General features: G+C 47.0%; 24 protein-coding genes and 1 other annotated feature. Of the genes, 17 read left to right on the top strand and 7 right to left on the bottom strand.

What is annotated here, in order from left to right; translation table 11 throughout:
* Positions 1 to 123: 123 nt before the first annotated feature.
* The 4 genes from QF049_RS16885 (at position 124) to QF049_RS16870 (ending at position 3272) form a co-directional block, all read left to right on the top strand.
* The gene (locus tag QF049_RS16885; RefSeq protein WP_307539049.1) at positions 124 to 501 is read left to right on the top strand and encodes a GntR family transcriptional regulator; all 378 of its coding nucleotides are present in this window, start codon (positions 124 to 126) and stop codon (positions 499 to 501) included.
* 23 nt (positions 502 to 524) lie between these two features.
* Positions 525 to 1244, top strand: a complete 720-nt coding sequence (locus QF049_RS16880; RefSeq protein WP_307539047.1) for a DUF1648 domain-containing protein — start codon at positions 525 to 527, stop codon at positions 1242 to 1244.
* A 65-nt stretch (positions 1245 to 1309) separates the two neighbouring features.
* A complete protein-coding gene (locus QF049_RS16875; protein WP_307539045.1) occupies positions 1310 to 1624 on the top strand; it encodes a DUF5808 domain-containing protein in 315 nt (104 codons plus the stop codon).
* A 58-nt stretch (positions 1625 to 1682) separates the two neighbouring features.
* Positions 1683 to 3272 carry an alpha/beta hydrolase family protein gene (locus QF049_RS16870; protein WP_307539043.1) on the top strand — a complete coding sequence of 530 codons (1590 nt, stop codon included), beginning with the start codon at positions 1683 to 1685 and terminating at the stop codon, positions 3270 to 3272.
* Positions 3273 to 3393: 121 nt separating this feature from the next.
* Here QF049_RS16870 and QF049_RS16865 read toward each other — a convergent pair whose 3' ends face one another.
* Entirely contained in the window at positions 3394 to 4752 is a 1359-nt protein-coding gene (locus QF049_RS16865; RefSeq protein WP_307539040.1) for a hemolysin family protein, read from the bottom strand.
* Positions 4753 to 5129: 377 nt separating this feature from the next.
* On the opposite strand from QF049_RS16865, the gene cls reads away from it, so the two are divergent.
* Together cls and QF049_RS16855 are read left to right on the top strand one after the other, a co-directional pair.
* A complete protein-coding gene (gene cls, locus QF049_RS16860) occupies positions 5130 to 6569 on the top strand; it encodes a cardiolipin synthase (RefSeq protein ID WP_307539038.1) in 1440 nt (479 codons plus the stop codon).
* A gap of 349 nt (positions 6570 to 6918) precedes the next feature.
* The gene (locus QF049_RS16855) at positions 6919 to 7830 is read left to right on the top strand and encodes a YitT family protein (protein WP_307539037.1); all 912 of its coding nucleotides are present in this window, start codon (positions 6919 to 6921) and stop codon (positions 7828 to 7830) included.
* Between the two features lie 55 nt (positions 7831 to 7885).
* Here the strand turns inward: QF049_RS16855 and ligD are convergent, their stop codons facing one another.
* The 5 genes from ligD to ku form a co-directional block, all read right to left on the bottom strand.
* Positions 7886 to 8776 (bottom strand): non-homologous end-joining DNA ligase, encoded by an 891-nt coding sequence (gene ligD / locus QF049_RS16850; protein ID WP_307539035.1) that lies wholly within the window; start codon positions 8774 to 8776, stop codon positions 7886 to 7888.
* Positions 8777 to 8816: 40 nt separating this feature from the next.
* Positions 8817 to 9767 (bottom strand): ATP-dependent DNA ligase, encoded by a 951-nt coding sequence (locus tag QF049_RS16845; RefSeq protein ID WP_307539032.1) that lies wholly within the window; start codon positions 9765 to 9767, stop codon positions 8817 to 8819.
* A gap of 54 nt (positions 9768 to 9821) precedes the next feature.
* Positions 9822 to 10919: a GerAB/ArcD/ProY family transporter gene (locus QF049_RS16840; protein WP_307539030.1), complete on the bottom strand. Its 1098-nt coding sequence runs from the start codon at positions 10917 to 10919 to the stop codon at positions 9822 to 9824.
* 177 nt (positions 10920 to 11096) lie between these two features.
* On the bottom strand, positions 11097 to 11966 hold the full coding sequence (locus QF049_RS16835) for a VOC family protein (protein ID WP_307539029.1): 870 nt from the start codon (positions 11964 to 11966) through the stop codon (positions 11097 to 11099).
* Between the two features lie 316 nt (positions 11967 to 12282).
* Positions 12283 to 13197, bottom strand: coding sequence for a non-homologous end joining protein Ku (gene ku, locus QF049_RS16830; protein ID WP_307539027.1), 915 nt, complete (start codon positions 13195 to 13197; stop codon positions 12283 to 12285).
* A 250-nt stretch (positions 13198 to 13447) separates the two neighbouring features.
* Here ku and QF049_RS16825 point away from each other — a divergent pair, with 250 nt between their 5' ends.
* From QF049_RS16825 to QF049_RS16790, 9 genes are all read left to right on the top strand, one after another.
* Complete coding sequence (locus QF049_RS16825) at positions 13448 to 13744, top strand: hypothetical protein (protein ID WP_192133236.1); 297 nt, start codon at positions 13448 to 13450, stop codon at positions 13742 to 13744.
* Positions 13745 to 13748: 4 nt separating this feature from the next.
* A complete protein-coding gene (locus QF049_RS16820) occupies positions 13749 to 13925 on the top strand; it encodes an H-type small acid-soluble spore protein (RefSeq protein ID WP_026081228.1) in 177 nt (58 codons plus the stop codon).
* A gap of 108 nt (positions 13926 to 14033) precedes the next feature.
* Entirely contained in the window at positions 14034 to 14195 is a 162-nt protein-coding gene (locus QF049_RS16815) for a hypothetical protein (RefSeq protein ID WP_307539024.1), read from the top strand.
* Positions 14192 to 14674, top strand: a complete 483-nt coding sequence (gene tsaE, locus QF049_RS16810) for a tRNA (adenosine(37)-N6)-threonylcarbamoyltransferase complex ATPase subunit type 1 TsaE (protein ID WP_017690089.1) — start codon at positions 14192 to 14194, stop codon at positions 14672 to 14674. Before QF049_RS16815 ends, tsaE begins: the two co-directional genes overlap by 4 nt.
* Before the next feature lie 2 nt (positions 14675 to 14676).
* On the top strand, positions 14677 to 15525 hold the full coding sequence (tsaB, locus tag QF049_RS16805) for a tRNA (adenosine(37)-N6)-threonylcarbamoyltransferase complex dimerization subunit type 1 TsaB (RefSeq protein ID WP_373428350.1): 849 nt from the start codon (positions 14677 to 14679) through the stop codon (positions 15523 to 15525).
* A gap of 17 nt (positions 15526 to 15542) precedes the next feature.
* Positions 15543 to 16064, top strand: a complete 522-nt coding sequence (rimI, locus tag QF049_RS16800; RefSeq protein ID WP_036668955.1) for a ribosomal protein S18-alanine N-acetyltransferase — start codon at positions 15543 to 15545, stop codon at positions 16062 to 16064.
* Positions 16061 to 17116, top strand: a complete 1056-nt coding sequence (tsaD, locus tag QF049_RS16795) for a tRNA (adenosine(37)-N6)-threonylcarbamoyltransferase complex transferase subunit TsaD (RefSeq protein WP_017690086.1) — start codon at positions 16061 to 16063, stop codon at positions 17114 to 17116. Before rimI ends, tsaD begins: the two co-directional genes overlap by 4 nt.
* Positions 17117 to 17476: 360 nt before the next feature.
* Positions 17477 to 17617, top strand: coding sequence for a hypothetical protein (locus tag QF049_RS31490; RefSeq protein WP_483874751.1), 141 nt, complete (start codon positions 17477 to 17479; stop codon positions 17615 to 17617).
* Between the two features lie 14 nt (positions 17618 to 17631).
* Positions 17632 to 17968, top strand: a binding site (T-box leader).
* A 335-nt stretch (positions 17969 to 18303) separates the two neighbouring features.
* Positions 18304 to 19863, top strand: a complete 1560-nt coding sequence (locus QF049_RS16790) for a 2-isopropylmalate synthase (protein ID WP_307539019.1) — start codon at positions 18304 to 18306, stop codon at positions 19861 to 19863.
* A 649-nt stretch (positions 19864 to 20512) separates the two neighbouring features.
* Here the strand turns inward: QF049_RS16790 and QF049_RS16785 are convergent.
* Positions 20513 to 22471 carry an ABC-F family ATP-binding cassette domain-containing protein gene (locus QF049_RS16785; protein WP_307543280.1) on the bottom strand — a complete coding sequence of 653 codons (1959 nt, stop codon included), beginning with the start codon at positions 22469 to 22471 and terminating at the stop codon, positions 20513 to 20515.
* A 278-nt stretch (positions 22472 to 22749) separates the two neighbouring features.
* On the opposite strand from QF049_RS16785, the gene QF049_RS16780 reads away from it, so the two are divergent.
* Both QF049_RS16780 and moaC read left to right on the top strand, forming a co-directional pair.
* A complete protein-coding gene (locus QF049_RS16780) occupies positions 22750 to 23388 on the top strand; it encodes a 5-formyltetrahydrofolate cyclo-ligase (RefSeq protein WP_307539017.1) in 639 nt (212 codons plus the stop codon).
* Positions 23389 to 23415: 27 nt separating this feature from the next.
* Positions 23416 to 23907: a cyclic pyranopterin monophosphate synthase MoaC gene (gene moaC, locus QF049_RS16775; RefSeq protein ID WP_306068493.1), complete on the top strand. Its 492-nt coding sequence runs from the start codon at positions 23416 to 23418 to the stop codon at positions 23905 to 23907.
* Positions 23908 to 23929: the final 22 nt, after the last annotated feature.

Raw genomic sequence — 23929 nt, 5'->3', positions numbered from 1 at the left:
GCCACTACTAATGTTTGTTATTGAATCACATCGATAAGCTCAACAGGATAAGCCGCATATCAATGGTGAAGGGTCAGGTAAGTTTGCCCTCGCCATTGGTATGCGGCTTTTTTTCAACTGGATATGCAGTCCGAACTTCCCATCTATTCGCAACTTGTTTATCAAATTATTGAAGGTATTGCTAGTGGTGAGTTACAGCTAGGTGAGGCGTTACCATCGGTTCGGAATTTGGCCGCAGATATCGGTGTTAACCTTCACACCGTCAACAAGGCTTACACACTACTCAAGCAAGATGGATACATTCTGGTTCATAGACAAAAGGGAGTTGTGGTAAACCCTGATGGAATGCCAGATTTAACAGATGATTTTTTGAAAAAGCAGCAAAGAGAATTAAGACCGATTATTGCGGAAGCGATATGTCGCGGAATGACCAAAGAGGAACTATCTGCAGTGTTAGACCAAATGTATGATGATGTGAAGATGGGTCACAACAAAGAATAAAGAATCAAGGGAGTGTGTTATGTATGCAACTATTTAGTATATTGCCTATCATTTTAATCTTTGCTCCATTAGCCTTACTGCTATCCTTTGCACCTTATGTGACAAGGGAAACAATCAGCTTTGGGGTTACGGTAAGTCAATATAATTACTATACACCGGTCTTACGTAAGCTCCGGAGAACGTTTGCTACAGTAAGTCTGATCGGAAACGGGTTGATTATTCTTACCTGTCTGTATATACTCCGATCTGCCAATGAAGAGTCTACCACAATGATCACCGGTGTTTGCACAATGATATTCATTGTGTACTGGGCCGCACTACACATATTATTTCATTTCAAGATGAAAAAGATAAAAGAAACACTTACAACTGTAGAAGTACCTCAAAGGGTTAAAATCGATACCACCTTCCGCCCAAATAAACTCACCTATTCCAACTATTGGTTTCTCGTTCACATTGCTATTATTGTAGCCATGACGATCATTACAATCTTGAATTATAACGCACTACCTAACGTCATTCCGATGAAATATGATCTTCAGGGCAATGTCACTTCCAGTGTGCCCAAAACCTACCTTTCAGTATTGGCTATTAACCTTGTACAGCTAGGAATCATTGCACTGATGATGTTGGTGAACTGGAGTATTAAATCAAGCAAACAACAGCTTACTCCATCTAATCCTGCCCAATTTGCTGCTGATCATATCCGATTCCGCCGTAAGTGGCCCTATTTACGATCATAACAGGCTTGCTTCTTACCATCTTATTTGCCTTCATTCAGATAAATATGTTCGTTCCTAATCAGGTCTTGTTAACAGCGATTAGTCTGATCACCTCAGTGGCGATCTTATTAGGCGCTATATTGCTGTCTCTTACAGGCAGACAAGGCGGTGGAAAAATTAGGAACCATCAGGAAGATCGCGAACGGTCCAAGGAGCAGCCTGTGAATGACGATGATTATTGGAAACTTGGTTTTATTTACTTCAATCCCAAAGATCCTTCTTTTACCGTAGAAAAACGTTATGGAATAGGTTGGACGATTAACTTCGCTCGTCTACTATCTTGGGTCCTAGTGTTATTCATTATTGCTATTGTTGTTTTAAGCAGAGTTCTGAGCCAATAAATGCTCATAATTCTATGCATATAATAGATGAAAATAATTATTAGGAGGAGTTATTACAATGAACAATTGGAAAAAGCTATTACTTTCTCTTACTTTCGTAGGTCTCATCCTTCCGGTGACATCCATCTCAGAAGCTGCTAAAAAATCCGCTGGTAGTGAAAATCTTGTTCCTATTCGTGAGATTGCAGAACAGAATGGGGCAGAGGTATCTTGGCAACAAAAAACAGGAGAAATCACAATACGAAAAAGTGAGCTTACTATTGTAGTTAAGGTAGGAGAGAAACAGGCGATGGTGAATGGGCAAGCCATATCCTTAAACAATCCTGTTCAGTTAACGAAAGGAGTTACCTTTATGGATGGGGCATTTCTTTCTGAGACGCTGAAGGCAGCACTTGAGGATATATTCATTTCCCTTATTAGTGAGGGCGATGGCAAGGAGGCTGCCAAGTATGTTCATACCTCTGTGAGTGGAGTGTTGTCACCCACGTTGTTGAGTCAGCTGTGGGGAGCTTTAGAAGGACAAAATGGCAAAATTACAAGTGAAGCCATAGCTAAGCATGTAGAAAATAATACAGTGCATCGCAATGTTACCTATACGTTCAAAACAGAGCTGACTCGTTTAAATATTACGGTCAGAATGAATCATAACGGACTTGTGGATGATTTGCATATTGCCGCCGCTACTCCAGATGTGTACCAAAAACCAAGTTACGACGACCCATCTGCCTATACAGAACAAGACATTACGGTTGGTCAGGGTGATTTAGCTTTGCCAGGGACATTAACTTTGCCCAAGGGAGAGGGACCTTTCCCGGTTGTCATTCTGGTACACGGATCTGGGCCTAGCAATCAAGATGCTGCCATTGGTGGTGCAAAGCCGTTTCGCGATCTTGCGGTAGGTTTAGCTTCACAAGGAGTTGCTGTATTAAGATACGATAAGGTTACGTATGAGCATACCTATAAGGTGGCTTCACAGCCTAAATTCACATTAAAACAAGAGAGCGTAGATCAGGTAAACGATGTAGTGGAACTGCTTAAAAAGAATGCACATATTGATTCTACAGCGATTTTTGTAGCTGGACATAGTCAAGGCGGGTTTGCAATGCCGTTAATCATTGCTGAGGATAAGCAGCATGATATTGCAGGAAGTATTCTACTTGCTGCACCAAGTAGTAGCTTTGTGGATGTGCTTACCGAGCAACAGGACGAATTGGTAGAGCGGATGAAGCAGCTTGGTTTAGACGCGGATGTCATTCAAGGGCAAGCTGATTTTTATAAAAATGTAGCTGCGATGGTTAAAGATCCACAATATTCTGTAGATCATCTTCCTGAGGCGTTTCCACTTCAACCTGCTTATTGGTGGTTTGAGCAAAGAGATTATGTGCCTGCGGAACTGGCTAAAACACAAAATACACCTATGCTTGTTATACAAGGCGAAAACGATGTGCAAGTGTCTATGAATCAATTCCAAAACTGGAAATCGGCTCTTCAAGATCATTCCAATGTAACGTACAATAGCTATCCAAAGGTAAATCATCTTTTATCCAGCTATGATGGACTTTCAATCGGTCAAGAGTACGCTGAGCCATCTAATGTCTCCAAAGCCATTATCGATGATATTGCGAAGTGGGTATTAAAATCAAACTAAAAACGGGAGTTCCAATTTTGGTTGAGTGATAACATGGAGAAGTGACACATGGGGCGAGATATAATAAGAAGAGCACTTACCGATATAGGCAAGTGCTCCTCTTCTTATTTATAAATTTGCTTTATTTAGACCAATTGGACTCTTTCTCGTCTTCATCTGTGTAATCAGACATGGTCAGTGGTTCCTTGGGAACAACGGCCACTTTGTAGAACCGATTTTTGTCTTTTTCAAGCAAAACAAAGATTAGATTTTCGAACTCATATTCTTCCTGTTCGTTCATCTCGGGACGATGGCTGTAGAGCCATCCACCAATGGTGTCCCACTCATCTGCATCCAGGGTGGACATAAACATGTCGTTCACCTTCGATAAGGAAACCTTGCCATCCATAATGACATAGTTCTCATTGATGACTTGAATATCTTCCACTTCGTCTGCGTCGAACTCGTCGCGAATCTCACCAACAATCTGCTCAAGTACATCCTCGATGGTTACAATTCCGGAAGTTCCTCCATATTCGTCGACAAGTACGGCGATATGTACGCCATCCTTCTGCATTTTCTTGAGCAAGTCCTTCACAGGAGTTGTTTCGTGAACAGCCGATACAGGCTGAATCAGGGAGGATAGATCGACAGGTTCATCGTTTCCGTAAAGTTCCAGGAAGAATTGTTTCGTATTAATGATACCGATGATATCGTCTTTACTCTCATTCACTACTGGAAAACGTGTATATTGTTCTTCACGAATGATCTCCAGGTTTTCCTCGTTTGTTCTATTCACATAAAGGCAGACCATATCGGTCCGGGGTACCATGATTTCTTTGGCTAACATTTCATCAAAAGCAAAGATCCGGCTTACATAACCGAATTCGGCTTGGTTGATTTTACCACTTTCAAAGCTTTCATTAATGATGATCTGCAACTCTTCTTCGGAGTGTGCATCTTCATGTTCAGAAGCAGGTTTGATTCCGAACAGTTTCACCAGTTGGTTCGCTGAGCCGTTTAACAGCCAGATAAAAGGATACATAATTCGGTTAAACCAGATGATAGGTGTAGACGTCAGCAGTGCAACAGTTTCGGCTTTCCGGATTGCAATCGTTTTTGGAGCGAGTTCACCAACCACAACATGCAGATACGTGATGGAAGCAAACGCGATAACAAACGATAAGAATGAAGAAACCGCCTCAGGAATTTGCAAGCTTTCAAACACAGGGTGGAGAATCTTCTCTACCGTCGGTTCACCCAGCCAGCCCAGTCCCAGAGATGTGATCGTGATTCCAAGCTGGCAGGCAGACAAATATCCGTCCAGATTGGCAACGGCTTGTTTAACAGCCAGCGCACGCTTGTTTCCTTCTGCAATCATTTGGTCGATCCGGCTCGGTCGAACCCGCACCAGAGCGAATTCCACTGCAACAAAAAACGCCGAAAGTCCTATCAAAAAAGCAACCATTACTAAATTTAACGCATACCTCTCACTTTCCATTCACTGCTCTTCTCCTTTAGGTAATAAGTTTTTAACGATTATTATATCTAATTTTACGTAAGAAGACCACCTCCCGACAAAGAAATGAGGAAGAGTCTGGAAAGTGAAATGAGCAGATTGGTGTCACAATGCGAATCTGTTCCATCATTAAACTGATATGTAGAAGGTAACACAGTCAGAATATACAATAAACAAAGTAGAAATTTGAATTTCCAGAATCAAGTATTCCGTCTGCTTATGTAAAGTTTTATCTAAACAAACGTTACGAATAGGGGGTACATTGGGTATCTATGATTAGCTGTATACATAATCGTCAAAGCTGTGTAGGTGAGGAGAAGGGCAAGGTCATGAAGCTTGCCACTTGAGGAGGAAGCCAAATGTTCTGGCTGGTCATTATATTACTCGTATTTATTTTCCAGGCAGCCACAATTCTTTTGCTGGAATTTCGTAATCCGGCTAAAGCTGTGGCTTGGCTGTTTATTTTGTTCTGCGTGCCTTTGATCGGTTTTGTAGTGTACTATTTCGTGGCGCAGGATTATAACAAACGAAAAAAACTTCGCAAGGGTGGATCGCGGATCTTCCGTGAAATGAAGGAAACGATTTGGGAACAAGCCCACATCATTGGAGATGTCGAACAGATGCCTGGCGATCGTTTCAGCCACCAGCATCGATTGTTTAACCTGTTATCCCATCTGTCGGAGAGCCCGATTACAGGTTGTAACCACAGTACGGTGCTCACAAATGGTGAAGAGGCATTTGCGGCAATGCTGAGGGAAATGGAAAAAGCAAAGCATCATCTGCATGTGGAATTTTACATTTTCCGTGATGATGTGATCAGTACGAAGTTTCAGGATGTCATGATTCGCAAGGCACAGGAGGGCGTGAAGGTTCGGTTTATTTGTGACGGTCTCGGCAGTCACAAGATGAGCTGGAGTTTTATCCGCAAACTGCAGGATGTAGGTGTGGAGTTTCATTATTTTCTACCGCCACTGATTGCAACGATTGACCGAAGAGTCAACTACCGGAATCACCGTAAAATTGTCGTTGTGGATGGACAAGTTGGCTTCGTGGGTGGCATTAATGTAGGCGATGATTACCTTGGACAATATCCAGAGGTGGGTTTCTGGCGGGATACACATGTGCAGATCGAGGGAGATGCCGTGTACTTCCTGCAAAGTACGTTCCTTAACGACTGGAAATTGGCTTCCGGTGAGCGAATTACCGAACCCCAGCTTGCGGAATTATTTCCACCACATATCTGTAGCGGGGAAGAACGAATTCAGATTCTGGCCAGTGGGCCGGATCAGGACTGGGACGCCATTCAGGAAATGTGTTTTGGGGCCATTTCGGTAGCCTGTGACCGGATTTACATTACAACACCATATTTTATTCCTGATCCTGCCCTGTATGAGGCACTCAAAACAGCTGCTGTCAGTGGCGTGGATGTGAAAATTATCATTCCATATCAATCCGATTCAAAGCTTGTTCATTTGGCGTCCCTTTCATATGTAGAGGAACTTCTGCGAGCAGGTGTTGAGTTCTTCCAATATCGCAAAGGTTTTGTACATGCCAAAGTGATGATTGTGGATGAGTTGCTTGCAACGGTAGGCACGGCCAATATGGATATGCGCAGTTTTTTTTGCAATTTTGAGTTGACGGCTGTCCTGTTCGAGTCCTCTCCGATTCGTCGTTTGATCACTGACTTTGAACGTGATCTCGGGGAATGCAGTCAGATCGATGGGGAGGTATTTCAGAAGCGTTCACGACGGCAAAAAGGCGCAGAAATGCTTTCTCGGATGCTTTCTCCGCTTCTTTAGCCGATTTAGGGCAGATTTCTGAAGATAAGTTCACTTTTTGTGAATTTATCTTCTTTTTGCTAAGTATTTTGCGCAAATTTGATCTTTTATGATATAATAGATATATAAATTATGTCTTGGTGAAGGAGGGGAGTCTGAGGGAAAACAGGCTCCCTTTTGTTCTCTTTTGAAAGTGCAAACCGGGATGAAGACCATTTTGAATCCATTTTATATCGCCTTTAGATGCTTGTGCTTGTATAGCCAGGGTACATGTAGAACGCAGTTTGCTGTTTTCTAGATGTAGATTCACCCTGAGTATTTAAATGATTTATAAAATGGATTCACACACTGATTTAACGGGGGGGATACCATGTCCAATGTAACGGTGAAAGAACTAACAGCCAAGCCAGCTGACCGCGGGGTCAAAAGCTCGGTGTTTACATTAAAGCTGCTGCAACGTATTGTGATGATTCTGATTGGTGCTGCACTAATGGCTGTATCACTTGAAATATTCCTTGTGCCCAATGGCGTAATTGATGGTGGGATTACAGGTATTTCGATTATGGTGTCAGAGCTTACACATCTGCCGCTCGGAATATTCCTGACCTTGCTCAACTTGCCTTTCCTGATTCTGGGTTACAAGCAGATTGGTAAAACATTTGCGTTATCCACACTACTGGGGATCGTGGTCATGTCCATCGGTACATCATTATTGCACCATGTTCCTGCATTAACACCGGGAGAGCCTTTGCTCGGAGCTGTATTTGGCGGATTGATCCTGGGTGTGGGTGTTGGACTTGTCATTCGGTCTGGCGGTTCACTGGATGGTACGGAGATTGTGGCCATCTTGCTTAGTGAGAAGTCACCTTTGTCTGTAGGACAGATCGTATTGTTCATTAACGTGTTTATTTTCGCAGGTGCAGGATTTGTATTCGGCTGGCCAAATGCCCTGTATTCCATGATTGCATATTATATTGCGATGAAGATGATTGATATTGTGAATGAAGGACTTGACCAGTCCAAATCGGTATGGATCATCAGTGAGAAGTATCGTGATATCGGTTCAGCCCTGACAGACCGTCTCGGTCGGGGTGTGACTTTCCTGGATGGAGAGGGCGGATTCAGCGGGGATGAGAAGAAGATTATTTTCGTTGTAATCACCCGGTTGGAAGAAGCCAAGCTCAAGTCCATCGTTGAAGACTGGGACCCGCAAGCCTTTGTGGCGATCGGTAACATTCATGACGTGAAGGGCGGACGTTTCAAGAAAAAAGGTATCCATTAGCGATTGATATATACATGAATGATAATAGCCGACACCCTTGTGATGAGGGAGTCGGCTATTTTTTCTTCAAATGTTTGAGAATGTGTTCAACAGGTTGGGGTTCAACAGCTGCGATTAAATCACCGGTTTTGTTCAAGCGTTCAATAATGTTCATCAGATGATAATCCTGGATGGAGACGTTGCTTCGAACCTCATCCCAGGTAAGGGGTGTAGAGACAGTGGCGCCAGATTTGGCACGTGGTGTATAGGGAGCGGCAAGGGTTTTGCCTCCATAATGCTGGAGATAGTCAAAATAAATGCGGTCTCCTCGGTCCTTTTTAAGTCGTTCCAGTGTGAACAGATCCGGGTGCTTCTGAGTGACATATTTGCCTACAAAATAACCAACCTCTCTCAATTCATCAAAGGTTACCCCTTGGATAATCGGAACGATGATCTGAACTCCTGTTGCGCCCGAAGTTTTGGGAATGGACCTCAGACCAAGGGAAGTCAGGGTTTCGCCAACGATGAGTGCAGCTTGCATAATCCGGGGTTCATGTTCCTGAGAGGGGTCCAGATCAATCATCCATTCACTGGGCAGATGGCTTCCCACACTATGCAGAGAAGGATGAAATTCAAGTGCAGCCAGATTGCCAAGCCATAACAATTCGGGAAGTCCATTCATGACCACATAGCGGATGCCGTCGTGAACTTCAGTGTGCACATAATCTGGGACAGGCTCAGGGGCATTCTTTTGATAGAAAAATGTTCCTCCAGCGCCGTGGGGATATCTTATCGTGGTGAGAAGTCGATTGCTCGTATACGTGAGCAGATAAGGAGCCAGAGCGGCCAGCTTTTGCAGATAGATGGCTTTGGTAACACCCGCATCCGGCCATAACAACTTGTCCGGGTTTGTGACCGTCAGTTCTGTGCCTTCTATTATGATGGTTCCCTGGATCTTGGGGGCCATATGGAATACCTCCTATATGTGTAATCAATCTTGGACTGACTCATTGAAGAAGCTGGTTCGCCAGACAATCCTCACGGGTTACCTCTGCGAAGGTCTGAATACTGGGGTGGCGTAGAGTGTTATGGTGAGTCAGCTCCATATATTGCACTTTGACTCCTATTCGAGGTTCCACCCAGGTGGTCTCTGCACTGCGCTCGGGTACATTATGGAACGGTCTGTCCTGCCTGATCAGAGGCTCGACTTGATGTGTGAGTTCCCGCCACGTATTGGAGTTCAGCTTGCCAGTCCCGACATGACCAATATAGACAAAATCAGGCCCATCATATACACCGACCGCGACGGCATTCACAATACCGCTCCGGTACGTGACTCCCCCGATCATGGCATATACATCATGCATGATTTTGACCTTCTGCCAGCGCTGATCCTTGCCCTGTATGCCATAACTGCTGGTGAGATCCTTGCAGACAATGCCTTCCATCTGATGTTGTCTCATGACCGTAAGCAGGGAAGCGGCATCAAGCGTATTGGTGACCTCCTGAACATGGGGAGCGGTGTTAAGGACCTCGTGCAACAGGCGCTGTCGATCTACCAAAGGCTGATCCGTCACCCATTTCCCCTCATAAAACAGGATATCAAATACCATATATGTGACCGGAATCTGATGTATGGCTTGGGCGATACCTTCGGGTCTGCTCATCCGATCCCGCCGCAGAACATGATAAAACGAAGGTTTTCCGGTGTCTGGGTCCAGCGCAATAACTTCTCCATCCAAAATATAAGAGGAGCCTGAACATAGATTGCGTGGTGTTACCAGCTCGGGATACTGTGCGGTTCGATCATGTAATCTGCGATTCACCAGGCGCAGCTCATGCCCGTCCTCATAGGCAAGCATGCGGACTCCATCCCACTTGACCTGGGCAATCCATTGCGGCCCTGTGGGCAAAGTATCTCTGGAGATAGGTTCGAACGGAATCAACGGTTTGAACATGGGGTAACTCCTTCCTCGATCTAACCAATTAGCGCAGGTTCATTCGGAATTTAGTTATATTTTTTGAAAACGGGACTTCATATGATGCACCAGAATGAGCAGTAACGGAAGTGCTATGCCACAGGTCAGATCCCAATCAATCCAATAGGGAATAACGACCTTGAGATAAAAGTTCTCGTTCGGAGAGATTAGAATAGACATGGCGAGAATAAGCATGGCACCCGGCAGGATTAGAGAACGGTGACTGGACAAGCGAAACAGGTGAGCGACGCCCAGGACAAAACCGTAGAAGAACAGAGCGGCTTTGAAGAAAACAGCGATAATCCAGACCGATGCTATGAAGGCTTCGATGCGTTGCACAAAGTTTCCGATATTGATCTTCTGTGAAAGGTTGAATGAAGCGAACCAGTGATGCTGGGTCATCCATGGTCCCATAACGAGCAGACACATACTTAGCGTCAGTGTGAGTAACAATCCGCCAATCATCCCTGCTAACAGGATGTCCTTCTCCAGATGGGGCTCTTTTTTTGTGTAGGGAAAAAGCATCATGAAGATGCATAGCTCACAGTAGGGATATGTGAGTACAGCAACAAAACCTTTGAATGGATCGAGAAATCCTTGTGCCAGCACAGGTTGGATGTTGGCCAAACGTACATGGGGGATTAGGCACACCGTCAGAATAAGCAGAAACAACACGATCAGAGGAAGAAAGACCTCAGCAGTTTTACCAATGCTCTCCAGACCCGACAGAAGCCCCAAAACAAGCGCACACATAAATACCAAATGCAGAATCAGTAATGGAGATTCCGGCAAGATCTGGGTAGACATAAAATCGCCAATCTCCCTAATGAACGTTGAGGTACTGATCAGGAAATAAAAGAGATAAAAAGAGCCAAACAAGGTCCCGATCCAGGGTCCCAGTGTTCGAAGGGCATTTTGAATCAGATTTAACCGGGGATGCAGTTTGTAGGCAGCAAGCATAATGAAGAGTATGCCAATTCCCCCTGCGACTCCCAACAAGGCTGATAACCAGGCATCCTGATGAGCGTAGGATGTGATCATGGAAGGGAAGACCAGAATCTGCTCCCCAATTGTGCACAGGAACATGAGTGAAGCGAGCTGTCTAACAGTCAAACGTCCCTTTTCGATCATGAGGTATCTCCTTAACATATCTTGACTATGTATTGGTTAGAATGCACCAATTGTGCCAGTTTTATAAAAGCCAACTCAAAAAGCCCGGGTAACTGATCTCTCTGTGATGTAGAGAAATCAGTTACCCGGGCTTAATAAAATGTGGTTAAGCAAACATATTGTAACGCCTAAACAAAATCAGTTTGCAGTTGTCAGACGTATACGAATATTTTGTGGGTCTACCGTAAACCAGATACCCTCCACTTGTGTAACGACTGCACCGGATTGACGCAATTGTTCGAGTGCCTGATCCAATTGTTCCTTTGTGGCGTACACAATGGTGAAGTAGTCAATTCCTGTAGCGTTATCTGGATTAACAGGTGCGTTCACTCCGGCCCAGATATTAAGTCCCAGATGATGATGATAGCCGCCTGCGGATACAAATAGTGCTGACATGTTGGCGAAGTTACCCACGATATCAAAACCGAGTATGCCGGTGTAATAGTTGCGTGCTTCTTCCAAGCTGCGGACGTGGAAATGTACATGACCAATAACGGTGCCAGCAGGCAGACCCTGCCAAGGTTCATTCTCCGATATGGCAAACAGGCTTTCCACATCAACAGGATCACTTGCCATCACGTAGTTATTGTCGCTATCCCGTTTCCAGGTATCACGTGCACGATCGGCGTAGATCTCAATCCCGTTCTGATCGGGATCGGAGATATAGAAGGCTTCGCTGACCAAGTGATCGCCTTGGCCGATATCGATACCGGATGCAGCCAGATTACGAAGAGCAAGACCCAGGGACTTACGGTCAGGCAGCAGGATGGCGAAATGGTACAAGCCAGCGTGTGAGCGTTCCGGCAGGGTAATTCCATCCGTGAGCTCTTCTAATCGCAGCAGGGACTGTTTTCCGTCGGCTGTCAACGTGGCCACTTTGCCACTACGCTCAAGTAATTTCAATCCAACCACATCGGTATAGAACTTAATTGAACGCTCTAGGTTCATAATTCGGAGACTCACTTCACCCAGATGGGTTGTGGCAGGGATTTGATACGTTGTATTCATGATTGTTTCCTCCTGATCATAGATAATATGGGTTCTCGTTTGATTGTGTATATGTGTTGAAAACGGATTATTTAAGTGCATACTGCTGAAGCAGAATTACAGAGTGACTGTATATTCATAAATAAGTTACTTTTCATAAGTTAATATAAAATATAAATCAGCTTTCGTCAATCGCATTTTGCAATTATAGCTGGAGTTTGATTGACAAGAACTGTTTCAATAGTTCTGAAAACAAAAAAATCCGACTGTGAAGCCGGATCGGAGTAAACCTCATTACATGAGTTATATAACGGAATCGGTCTTGCCTTAGCGACATTCAAACTTTTGGTTTGGGTGTCGCCTTTTTTCTTTTGGCTGGTGCAGCAGGTGTATCGGATTCTCCTCCGGCAACCGCTTGAGTAGGCGTTTTTCGTGGCGCACGTTTCTTAGGCTTGGCCGTTGTTGTCCCAGGGTCAGCCGGAATAGGCTTCACAGCCTCGATACTTGCCTGCAAGGCAGCCATCAAATCCATCACATTGGCTTCTGGTTTGGCTGGAGCAATCTTGATTTCTTCGCCCGCCACTTTGTGCTGGATAAGATCCAGCAGTTTGCTGCGATAGTCATCGGTGTATTTACCGGGTTCAAAAGGCGTGGACAATTGATCAATCAGCAACTTTGCCATCGTGAGTTCCTTTTCATTCACGTTCTGCACTTCCGGCAAGTTGGGCACCTGGGAGACAGGACGAATCTCGTCCGGATAGAAAATCGTCTCCATGGAGAGGCAATCTTCCAGCACACGTATGGCAGCCAGACTGCTCTTCGAGCGAATGGAGATTTTGGCGATGCCAATTTTGCCGGTATCCCGCATGGCGTTCATTAACAACTGATAGGCATTTCCACCAGCCTGATCGGGCGATAGGTAATATGTTTTCTGAAAATAGATCGGATCAATCTCAGTCAAGTCGACAAAATCCAGTATGGTAATGGTTTTGCTGGTGGAATCATTTAATGCTTCCAATTCATCTTTCTCGAAGAGAACAAACTTTCCCTTTTCATATTCATAACCTTTGGTGATCTCTTCCCACTTCACATCCACTTCACAGGAGGGACATTGACGAACATAAGCGAGCGGGCTGCCGCAGACTTTATGGATATAGCGCATCGAGATGTCTTTGTCTTCGGTAGCCGAGAACATTTTGACAGGGACATGCACAAGGCCAAAACTGATTGCACCTTTCCAGACGGTATGCATAGGTCGGCTCCTTTCGAAAGGTTGTTCAAAAATTCCGCTTTCTCGGTATTGAAAACCAGACTTTTTGAACACGGATTTATATTCAATAGTATGGGCATCTGGTGCGAGGGATAATCGTCTTGTAGACGAACGAATTCGTATGGTTCGGCGATACTCGGGGATGATAACAGAAACATGCTTGGATTCCGACAGGAAGATGAGCATGGAATAGGTAGTTATTCTCGCAGCACATATGCCGGGAGGTGCAATATTGAAAAACAGACGTGATGAGGAAGAAGCACACAAGCATGCATTTTCTCCATATCCTCTTGCCAAAGCCGAAAGTGCTGAAGAATTCTATACACCTGCTACAGCTGTAAACTGGGAAGCGGTCACTTCGGAAGAATTGCCCCTTGATCGGGAGTCGTTCATGCTCGACATTGACCGGATGGTGAATGAAGGGTTAGGCGGGGGGCAGGTTACGGAAGATAACGGTTATATTGGTGATAGCACAACAGACACCATGATTAGGGAAGACCACGAAGATCCAGAAGGGGAGTATGAATAAAATGATGGATGCGAAACGCGCCAAAGCGATCTATGATTCGAAGGATACCATTGCCGTTACATTGGAGGGAGATCCAGTCTGGATCGAGAATGTGGATGAAGCCAATGGCATGGCAACCGTTCAGGTTGGCAGCAGGCCGGGAAATACCCAGACGGTTCGTGTGGATCGTTTGGAGGAGTAGATACAAGTAGCATATAGTTATTGAGGCATTCGAGAATGAATAAAAGCTGAAATATATGCATAACATGGCCGGTACCGAGAGGTGCCGGTTTTTGGTTTTTCCTAATAGGTGTCTGAAACTTCGAAGGAAGCGAGTTTTGAGACACGTCTAATCATGCATGTTGTATTTCCGCTTGCCTCCTTGGATGTTGCGGGGGAAGAAAGGGACCGATATAATAAGGTTCAAAGTGAACTCAGGCGGCTGGACCGCCAAAGGTGGGGCGAATATTGAATCAGACGCACGAGCAGTGGGTGTATCAATCCCATGGCATTGCAGATACAGAAGCACTCGCTTCCGCACTTGCCAGACAGGCAAACGCCGGCATGGTGATTGCTTTGGATGGTGATCTGGGCGCGGGAAAAACGGCATTTTCACAGAAATTTGCCTGGCATTTAGGTGTACGTGATGTGGTAAGTAGTCCCACATTCACGCTAATCAAGGAGTACGAAGGGCGTCTGCCTCTATATCACATGGATGTATATCGCATATCGCTGGAAGAAGCGGATGAGCTTGGACTTGATGAATATTTCTATGGAGCCGGAGTCAGTCTGGTGGAGTGGTCGAGTATCATTCCCGAATTGCTGCCGCAAGAGCACTTGCATGTGCAGATTGAAACAACGGGCCTGGAGGATCGAACGATTACACTGGATGGGTACGGTGAGACTTATGCAGCCATGTGCCGACAGTTCAGACAGAATGGGGTCAAATGATGATGGAAGATTTACAAAAAGAGCCGCGTCAGCGGTTTTTGGCGTTGGATACATCCACCGCAGTGATGGCAGCTGCGATGATGGAAGATCATGCGCTTCTGGAAGAACGCAATGAACGGGCTGAGCGTAACCATTCGGTACACGTCGTACCGGTGATGGAGCAGCTGCTGGCCGCCAGCAACACACAGCCTGGGCAACTTGACGGCATTGCCGTTGGCGTTGGCCCAGGCTCGTACACGGGCATCCGCATTGCGGTGACCGCGGCGAAGACACTGGCCTGGGCGTGGGACATCCCTGTAGCCGGGGTGTCCAGCCTTCAGGCCATCGCCTGGGGCGGCTGGCACAGCGGCCTTGCCGCCAAGGCAGAAGCTGCGGCAGAGGAAGCCGCAGCAGGGGCTGGCGGAACGCCATCCGCGGACCAGGGCAGCACAGGTGCTGCCCCTGTCCACTGGATCGTTCCGCTTGTGGATGCACGGCGCGGTCAAGCGTGCACCGCGCTGTTTGCCTCCGCCGGGAGCGATGCGCCCCGGCGTTTGGCGCCTGATGCCATCCGCAAGATGGACGGATGGCTGGAAGCTCTCGCCGCCCGCATGGCGGAGGCGGCGCCGGAAGAGCGGCCCGCAGCCGTCTGGATCGTCGGCGAGACGGGCCCTCATGCTGCGGCAGCGGCGGAGCTACGCTGCCCCGCAGGAACGGCGCTCCAGCTCGTGCCTTATGAGCTGGAAGGCCGCTGGGTTGGGCGCCTTGGCGCCGCCGCGCTGCTTGCAGGTCAGCGTGATGACGTGCATGCGCTGGTGCCAAACTACACCCAGTTGTCTGAAGCGGAAGCCAATCTGCTGCGCAAAGGCTGAAGGGGGAGGGGAAGCAGATGGACAATGTGGCGAATAATAAGCAGGAAGCAACGCTTCAGTTCAGGTTCATGACACTCGCGGATATTCCCGATGTGATGGAGATTGAACATGAGGCCTTTACCCTGCCCTGGACGGAAGAAGCATTTCAAAATGAATTGACACACAATCATTTTGCTAAATATATGGTGATGGAATTAGAAGGAAAAGCCATTGGCTATGCAGGTATGTGGACGATCATGGATGAAGCCCATATTACCAATATTGCAGTCAGAGGCGCGTATCGTGGACGCAAGCTTGGCGAAAAGTTACTGGATGAATTAATGAGTACAGCGGCTTATCTCGGGATGGAACGAATGACGCTGGAGGTCAGAGTCTCGAACAGCATTGCTCAGCGTTTATATCAGAAAAAAGGGTTTGAATCGGCGGGTCTTCGTAAAGGGTATTACTCCGATAATGGGGAAGATGCGATGATTATGTGGGCGAACTTGCCGTCTGCAGGCCGGAGCGGCGAAGAGGAAGGAAGCGTACTGGATTCATGAACGAACTCAATGAAAAAATAAATTCTGCACCATCTTACATTTTGGCGGTGGAGACAAGCTGTGATGAAACATCGGTAGCTGTTGTTAAGGATGGGAGAGAAGTGCTATCCAATCTGATCTCAAGTCAGATCGAGACGCATAAGGCATTTGGTGGAGTGGTACCTGAAGTGGCTTCACGCAAACACGTTGAAGTCATTACGTTGATGCTGGAACAAGCGATCGAACAGTCCGGCATTCGTCCACGTGATCTAAGTGCAATCGCCGTAACACAGGGGCCTGGGCTGGTCGGAGCACTGCTGGTGGGTATCGTTGCGGCCAAAACGATGGCGATGGCACTGGGCAAACCACTCATTGGCACACATCATATTGCGGGGCATATCTATGCCAACCGACTTACTCATGAACTGCAATATCCAGCGATGGCACTGGTCGTATCCGGTGGACATACAGAACTTGTGCATATGGAATCCGAGGGCAAGTTCAAACTGATTGGTCGTACACGTGATGATGCCGTAGGCGAAGCGTATGACAAAGTAGCACGTGCATTGGGTTGTCCTTATCCGGGTGGCCCGCATGTGGACCGGATGGCGTCTGAAGCGGAGGATGTAGTGCCATTACCACGGGTATGGCTGGAAGCGGGTTCGTACGATTTCAGTCTCAGTGGTCTGAAGTCTGCTGTACTGAATGTGCTCAATCAGGCCAAAATGCGAGGAGAAACCTTGGAGCCGTCTGCGGTTGCGCGTGGTTTCCAGGAAGCTGTTGTTGAAGTGTTGGTGGAGAAAGCCGTTAGAGCAGTTCGTGAGTATGGTTCACGTCAACTGTTATTATGCGGTGGTGTTGCAGCTAACCGGGGGTTACGCTCGGCATTACAGGAGCGATGCACGAAGGAAGGGCTTGAACTGTTAATCCCGCCAATGGAATATTGTACGGATAACGCGGCCATGATAGGAGCAGCTGCGTATCTGAAATGGCAGCGGGGAGAAATTGCTGAATTTGATGCGAAGGCAGATCCGGGACTTTCCTTGGAGGAATGGTCCGTTCAGTCCGTATAGGCAAGCAGTTTGAGATTAAGAGTTGACAACAGGGATGTAAAGAATGTATATTTAATTACAAATTTAAACAGGAATTCAGATTCCTGAACTGATAAACGCGATGAACAGGAATAGTAAGGTCATTCCCGGTCTTAGAGAGCTGCGGTACGGTGCAACGCAGTCGAAGGAAACCTGAAACTCACCTGGAAGCGGAACGATGGAACACGGTGACTCCTTGGGAGAATCCGAAGGCCGATCATGGCCCAAAGTACATGGTTACGGGTTGCCTCCGTGAATGGGCCGTTGTCGGTAGGACCGTTTTTACAAGGATCAACTGACGATAACTGAGGGGGCTTTCAGGCTGCTTCAAGTGATCCGGATATGCGAAAGCATTCAGGGGTTGTCTTGAATGAACAGGAAGGAAGTCAACAAGAGTGGTACCGCGAAGGTGAACAGCCTGTCGTCTCTTGCATTTTGCATGAGGTGGCAGGCTTTTTTGATTTTCAAAATAAAGATGAATGAAGTTAGGTCATATTATAAATGTGATGAACGGGAGCAGTAGAACGATAAAGCGCTCAGAGAGCTGCGGGGTGGTGCGACGCAGTGGCTGGAATCATTCGAATCTCGCCCGGGAACGGAGCTGTGGAAGCGTGGGGACGATATCAATCGCCCAGTTGTCCTGATGGACAACAACATGTGTTACACAGCAACGGTTAACCCCCGTTATAGGGTGTTTCTCCGAATTCCATTGGTGTCGTGCGTGTACGCACATCCAGCGGATCGGAGACGACGAGGTGGATGGAGTCCGGCGCAAGCCTGGCCCATCAAGCGAGAGTGGTACCGCGGAGGGGATAATAACCCGCCGTCTCTTATATGAGATGGCGGGTTATTTGTGTTTGCTGCCGGCAGCAGGGTGGGCATGGGAAGAACCATATGGAGATTGAAAAGTCAGAGGATCAGGGTGTAAGTCGACGTACACTCTGTCATGAGGGTAAGCGGGATATACAACGAACGAGTAATGAACATTGAACAACAAGTATAGGCACTAAACATTCATCAGGCTTTAATGATCACCCAGGACTAAGCTACAAACAACATACGCATTTACAAACAAAATATATAACAACAGCGACGGCGATTAGCGGGTGTTCTGTGGCACGTGGATCGTAACGAAAATATTTATAAAAATTTGATGGAGGTTGATGGATATGACAACAACTAATAACAAACGCATGATTGAGATTTTTGATACAACGCTGCGCGATGGAGAACAGGCACCAGGAGCAAGTCTGCAACCCGAGCAAAAGATTGAACTGGCACACCAACTGGCTTCTCTGGGTATCGACGTCATTGAGCCTGGATTCCCGATCTCCAGTCCAGGTGAGTTCGCGGCGGTTCAGGCGATTTCGAGACAGTTGCAGAACGTGGAGATCTGTGGATTCGCGCGTGCGGTCAAAGGTGATATTGATGCAGCCGTTCAAGCAACAGCGGATGCAGCACGGCGCCGAATTCACCTTTTTATCTCTTCCTCGGATATTCATATAGAACATCAGCTGCGCCGTCCGCGCAGTGAAGTGGTGGCTACCGCTCGTGAGATGGTATCGTATGCACGCCAGTTCACGGACATCGTAGAGTTCACTGCTATGGATGCGGCTCGTACCAAGATGGACGATCTGATTGAAATGGTTGAAGTCGCTATTGAAGCTGGAGCGAGTATTATCAATCTGCCGGATACGGTCGGTTATGCCCTGCCACATGAGTATGGCGAGATGTTCCGCCGGGTACGTGAGGGTGCAAGAGGCGGCGATCAGGTTCGCTATAGTGCACACTGTCACAATGATCTGGGCCTGGCCGTAGCCAATAGTTTGGCTGCAATTGCCAATGGGGCTTCCCAGATTGAAGTGACGATCAATGGTATCGGAGAACGGACGGGGAACTGTGCACTGGAAGAACTGATTATGGCGCTGGAGACCCGGGGAGATGCAATTGGTGCAACGACCAACATTAAGCTGAACCAGCTATATGAGACTTCTCGTCAGATTAGCCGTGCCATGCACTTCCCGATTGCATACAACAAACCGGTGGTGGGACGTAATGCATTCCAGCATGAATCTGGCATCCATCAGGATGGTCTGCTGAAGAATCGGAGTACCTATGAGATTATGGACCCGGAAGCGCTGGGTATCCCGCGCAGCATGATTATTCTGGGCAAACACTCCGGTCGTCACGCCCTGAAGGATCGGGTTCGCAAATACGGTTTTGAGCCGGATGAGCAACAGATGGAGCAATTGTATGAGGTGTTCAAAGAAACCGCAGACCAGCAAAAAGTGGTCAGTGACGACCAGTTATTGCAGATGGTTAGCCAGACCATGAATATTCCTGCACAGGACTATGAACTGGTTGAATTGCAGGTGACAGCGGGCAGCATGACGGATCGAATGGCCGCCGTTCGCATTCGCACAAGCGCTGGAGAACACTCTTACTCCGCTGTTGGCGGGGGACCCGTGGATGCGACCATTCGTGCAATTGGTCAGAGCATTTCCGATGATATTGCATTTGTAGATATGGAGATGCATGCCTTGAGTGGCGGAGAGGGTGCAAGTGCGGAAGCTGTAGTTACCGTGGAGCGTGCAGGACGTGAGTTCCGGGGAACAGCAACACATAATGATATCGTCATGGCTGCCGGTCTTGCTTATGTAGCGGCTTGTAATGCTGCTGGGCTGAAGGCTGAGTCTTCCGAACATCATGAACAAGAAGCGCATGCGTAAACCATCTTTGCCAGATCGCATCTACAGCGGCAATAGTAGCAATTGCGATTTGATGTAAATATGCAGGGCATATAGTAAATAAATGACGGGCAGGCCTTGAACGACAAAGGTCTGCTTTTGTCTTATTATGGAGGAACATTGAGGGGCGGGAGAATGCATTTGTCAAGGTGTGACTATAGTTATCCACATATCCAGTGTAATTTGTGGGTAACTACCGCAAAGTCAAACCAGTATAGTTTTCGAAACGAAAAGGGTTTAGGGGATAGAATGACTCCTTGCTATCCACAAAGTTGTGGATAAAGTGGATAACTTGGTGGATAAATATGGTTTTCACGTGTAAAAGGCTATTCTACCGCTGTATAATTAAGCTTATTAATGTGCTTGCTATCTTGCTTTCTTGTGGATAATTGTGTGGGAAAGGGGGATAAAAATATTTCTCTTCATTCGAGTAAATTTGACAAAAGCCAAAACAGTTCTCCCAACCTTCGTATGTTAGAGTTCAATCTCAAGGAACATAAAGAACATAAGGTGCATACCTTCAATACCTCCGTAACAAACAAAAAGCTGATCCCAATAAGGAATCAGCCGGTGGTACAGTTATACTTGTATGGACGCGATCAAGCCATGGTCTGAGTCTGTACTATTCGTACTATTCCATAGCTAGTTCTTCCCAGTCCTCGTATGCCTTAGTGAGTTCTGATTTGTGTTTCTCCGATTGTTGCTGGAGTTCTTGCAGCTTCATATAATCCTGATAGATTTCAGGCAGAGCCATCTGTGCCTCAAGCTCTGTAATCTTCGTTTCCAACTCCGCAATCTGTTGTTCCAGAGCTTCCTGCTTGCGTTGCCGGTTACGTTCTTCACGCTTCGCCTGTTTTTCCGCTTCGAATGAAGCCGCTCCGGATTTTTCGGTTGTGGCTGTGTTCAGATCGGATTTGGACGAGTTCTTGGTTGAAGCCTGACGTGCCTCAGCAGCTTCACGTGCGATGTCCTCAAGCTCCTGTTTTTTCTCCACATAATCATCGTAATTACCGAGATAGTGTTCCGTGCCGCCTGGATGAAGTTCGACAATGCGTTCAGCCATTTTGTTGAGGAAGTACCGGTCATGGGAGATGAACAGCAGGGTGCCTTCATAATCCATTAATGCCGCTTCCAGCACTTCTTTGGCAAACAGGTCGAGATGGTTCGTAGGCTCATCCAGAATGAGCATATTGGCTTCCTTCAGCATCAGCTTGGAGAGAGAGACACGTGCTTTCTCACCGCCGCTGAGGGAGGAGATCTTCTTGAGCACATCGTCACCGCTGAATAAAAAGTTCCCCAGTACGGTCCGAATGCGTGCTTCTTCCATCCCGGGATAGGCACTCCACAGTTCTTCCAGAACCGTGTTGGACGGATTGAGCCCAGTCTGTTCCTGATCATAATAGCCAATCTGCACTTTTGTTCCCCATTGGATCTCCCCGGTTACCGGACGTAAACTTCCCGTAAGACACTTCAGCATGGTGGATTTACCAATACCGTTTGGACCAATCAGAGCAACCGTTTCCCCGCGCCGCAGATCGAAGGATACGTTGCGGAACAACGGAGAAGCCTCGTCATAAGCGACGGACAGCTGATCCACTCGAAGTACTTCCTTGCCTGACATAACGGCGGTTTCGAAGGAAAAATGGGCCTTTTTCAAATCTCCCATCGGTTTATCGAGGCGCTCCATTTTGTCGAGGGCTTTGCGCCGGCTTTGCGCCCGTTTGGTCGTCGACGCACGTACAATATTTTTCTGGACAAAATCTTCCATCTTGGAGATTTCACCCTGTTGTTTCTCATATTGCTTCATCTGAGTTTCATATTCAGCAGCTTTGAGTTCCATATAACGGCTGTAATTGCCCGTATATTTTTTGGAGCGGTGACGTTCGATCTCAACGATGGTTGTTACGAGTCGATCAAGGAAGTACCGATCATGGGATACCACGAGCAGTGCGCCTGAATAACCTCTCAGATAATCTTCCAACCAAGTAAGGGTGGCGATATCGAGATAGTTGGTAGGCTCGTCCAGCATGAGCAGATCGGGTGCCTGAAGCAAAATACGAGCAAGAGCAAGGCGTGTCTTCTGCCCGCCGCTCAGAGTAGCAATGGGGGTGTCTGGCGAAAATTCGCCGAATCCCATCCCGTGCAGTACACTGCGAATGCGGGTTTCCATCTCATAACCGCCATGGTCCTTGAACCAGTCGGAGCGTTTCGCATAACGTTCCAGCAGGTCAGCATACTTTTTCTCGTCTTCCATCTGGGCAGGGTCGGCAATATCGCGTTCCATCTGACGCAAATCAGCTTCAGCCTGTGTCAGGTGAGCGAAGACGTTCATCATTTCTTCCCAGATGCTGCGATCGGATTGCAGCCCGCTGTTCTGAGCGAGGTAACCGAGCGTTGTTTCTTTGGACTTGAAAATCTGTCCTCCGTCATAGGACATTTCACCGGCTACAATTTTGAGCAAAGTGGATTTCCCTGCACCATTTACACCAACGAGGCCGATGCGCTCGCGTTCTAATATTTGTAAGTTCACGCCGTCCAGGATTGGATCGACACCAAAACGTTTTATAATTCCGGATACTTGCAGCAGCATAAAATTAAGTTCCTCCATAGGTCCAGTTCTTGATATGACAACTATATCCCAGTTTACATGAAATACAGAGCAATTGCACCGATTGGGAACGCATGGGGCATGTAGTCTTTTTGATCAATCAATGATAAACTGAAAGAAGGCATGTTATTACATGAGGATTTTGCAGAAAATGAATCATTTTAACCATTTCAACAAGATGACAACTGGTCATAACATATAAATTTTTTTAATGAGAGCTTTTTTCTACCTTCCCTATCAACAGGAGGTTATTCAAGGATATGCAGGATCATGCGGAACTGAAAAGTCAGCTTCGATCCAGACTAAGACAGAGCCGTGATTTGATGGATGCGAGCATGCGTCAGCAGGCAATGACTAAGATTAACGCTGGAGTGAAGCGGGAGCTGGAGCGCCTTAGACAGGCCAAGAATAAGGTCGTGAACAGACCACTCGTTATATTCAGTTATTTGTCCTATGGAAGTGAAGCATCCACAGCTTTTCTGTTTCAAGAGGGCTGGAACCATGGAGATGTGATGTTTGCACCGAAAGTATTGGCGAATCCACCCCGAATGGAGCTACGGCGAGTGACCGGAGAACAGGATCTGGAGCCAGGCCTATGGGGGATACCTGAACCTAAGGATTCCTGTGAAGTCCTGACGCCTGATGATTGGCCGGATATCGATCTCGTATTGGTACCGGGGCTTGGTTATGATCTCCATGGAGGGCGTATTGGTTATGGTGGCGGTTATTATGATCGTTTTGCCGAGACGCTTGCAGCAACATGTGTGATGACGGGCAAGAAACCGTTGATGGCTGCGATGGTATTGCCGGGTCAGCTACAAGAGGAGATCCCAATGGACCTGCTCGATCTGCGGATTGATCTGTTGATAACAACCGAAGGTATATTACATATCGAATAAAGGGTTGTGATGTGATTGAGTTCAGAAGTGAACAACGGCCAGGCTTCGGGTGGCAAACTGACCCATTTTAATGAACAGGGGCGGGCCCGGATGGTTGATATTTCGGGTAAGGAAATTACCGTACGTACGGCTGTGGCCGTAACGAAAGTGACGATGAATCCAGATACACTGGAAGCGATTCGGGAGGGCCGAATCGGCAAAGGTGATGTTCTGGCTGTGGCTCAGATTGCCGGGATTCAAGGCGCGAAGAAAACGTCAGACTGGATTCCGATGTGCCATCCGCTGGCACTGACGGGTGTGGATATTCGTTTTCATGATAACGGAGTGGATGAATTACACATTGAAGTTACTGTCAAAACCGAAGGCAAAACGGGTGTTGAGATGGAGGCGCTCACGGCTGCCTCAGCTGCAGCACTGACGGTCTATGACATGTGCAAGGCCATGCAAAAAGATATGATTATCGGTCCAACCATGCTGAATTCCAAGAGTGGTGGCAAAAACGGTGATTACAGCCGATAGGCAATATTTATTTTCATAGAGG

The organism is Paenibacillus sp. W4I10, from assembly GCF_030816325.1.
In the GTDB taxonomy this organism is placed as follows: Bacteria; Bacillota; Bacilli; order Paenibacillales; family Paenibacillaceae; genus Paenibacillus; species Paenibacillus amylolyticus_B.
This window is presented reverse-complemented; position numbering and strand designations above follow the sequence as displayed.

What these genes read in the sequence shown, in the direction of transcription:
- QF049_RS16885 (WP_307539049.1), top strand. Translation starts at nt 124, where the DNA reads ATGCAGTCCGAACTTCCCATCTATTCGCAACTTGTTTATCAAATTATT.
- QF049_RS16880 (WP_307539047.1), top strand. Translation starts at nt 525, where the DNA reads ATGCAACTATTTAGTATATTGCCTATCATTTTAATCTTTGCTCCATTA.
- QF049_RS16870 (WP_307539043.1), top strand. Translation starts at nt 1,683, where the DNA reads ATGAACAATTGGAAAAAGCTATTACTTTCTCTTACTTTCGTAGGTCTC.
- QF049_RS16865 (WP_307539040.1), bottom strand. Translation starts at nt 4,752, where the DNA reads ATGGAAAGTGAGAGGTATGCGTTAAATTTAGTAATGGTTGCTTTTTTG.
- cls (WP_307539038.1), top strand. Translation starts at nt 5,130, where the DNA reads ATGTTCTGGCTGGTCATTATATTACTCGTATTTATTTTCCAGGCAGCC.
- QF049_RS16855 (WP_307539037.1), top strand. Translation starts at nt 6,919, where the DNA reads ATGTCCAATGTAACGGTGAAAGAACTAACAGCCAAGCCAGCTGACCGC.
- ligD (WP_307539035.1), bottom strand. Translation starts at nt 8,776, where the DNA reads ATGGCCCCCAAGATCCAGGGAACCATCATAATAGAAGGCACAGAACTG.
- QF049_RS16845 (WP_307539032.1), bottom strand. Translation starts at nt 9,767, where the DNA reads ATGTTCAAACCGTTGATTCCGTTCGAACCTATCTCCAGAGATACTTTG.
- QF049_RS16840 (WP_307539030.1), bottom strand. Translation starts at nt 10,919, where the DNA reads ATGATCGAAAAGGGACGTTTGACTGTTAGACAGCTCGCTTCACTCATG.
- QF049_RS16835 (WP_307539029.1), bottom strand. Translation starts at nt 11,966, where the DNA reads ATGAATACAACGTATCAAATCCCTGCCACAACCCATCTGGGTGAAGTG.
- ku (WP_307539027.1), bottom strand. Translation starts at nt 13,197, where the DNA reads ATGCATACCGTCTGGAAAGGTGCAATCAGTTTTGGCCTTGTGCATGTC.
- QF049_RS16820 (WP_026081228.1), top strand. Translation starts at nt 13,749, where the DNA reads ATGGATGCGAAACGCGCCAAAGCGATCTATGATTCGAAGGATACCATT.
- tsaB (WP_373428350.1), top strand. Translation starts at nt 14,677, where the DNA reads ATGGAAGATTTACAAAAAGAGCCGCGTCAGCGGTTTTTGGCGTTGGAT.
- rimI (WP_036668955.1), top strand. Translation starts at nt 15,543, where the DNA reads ATGGACAATGTGGCGAATAATAAGCAGGAAGCAACGCTTCAGTTCAGG.
- tsaD (WP_017690086.1), top strand. Translation starts at nt 16,061, where the DNA reads ATGAACGAACTCAATGAAAAAATAAATTCTGCACCATCTTACATTTTG.
- QF049_RS31490 (WP_483874751.1), top strand. Translation starts at nt 17,477, where the DNA reads ATGCGAAAGCATTCAGGGGTTGTCTTGAATGAACAGGAAGGAAGTCAA.
- QF049_RS16790 (WP_307539019.1), top strand. Translation starts at nt 18,304, where the DNA reads ATGACAACAACTAATAACAAACGCATGATTGAGATTTTTGATACAACG.
- QF049_RS16785 (WP_307543280.1), bottom strand. Translation starts at nt 22,471, where the DNA reads ATGCTGCTGCAAGTATCCGGAATTATAAAACGTTTTGGTGTCGATCCA.
- QF049_RS16780 (WP_307539017.1), top strand. Translation starts at nt 22,750, where the DNA reads ATGCAGGATCATGCGGAACTGAAAAGTCAGCTTCGATCCAGACTAAGA.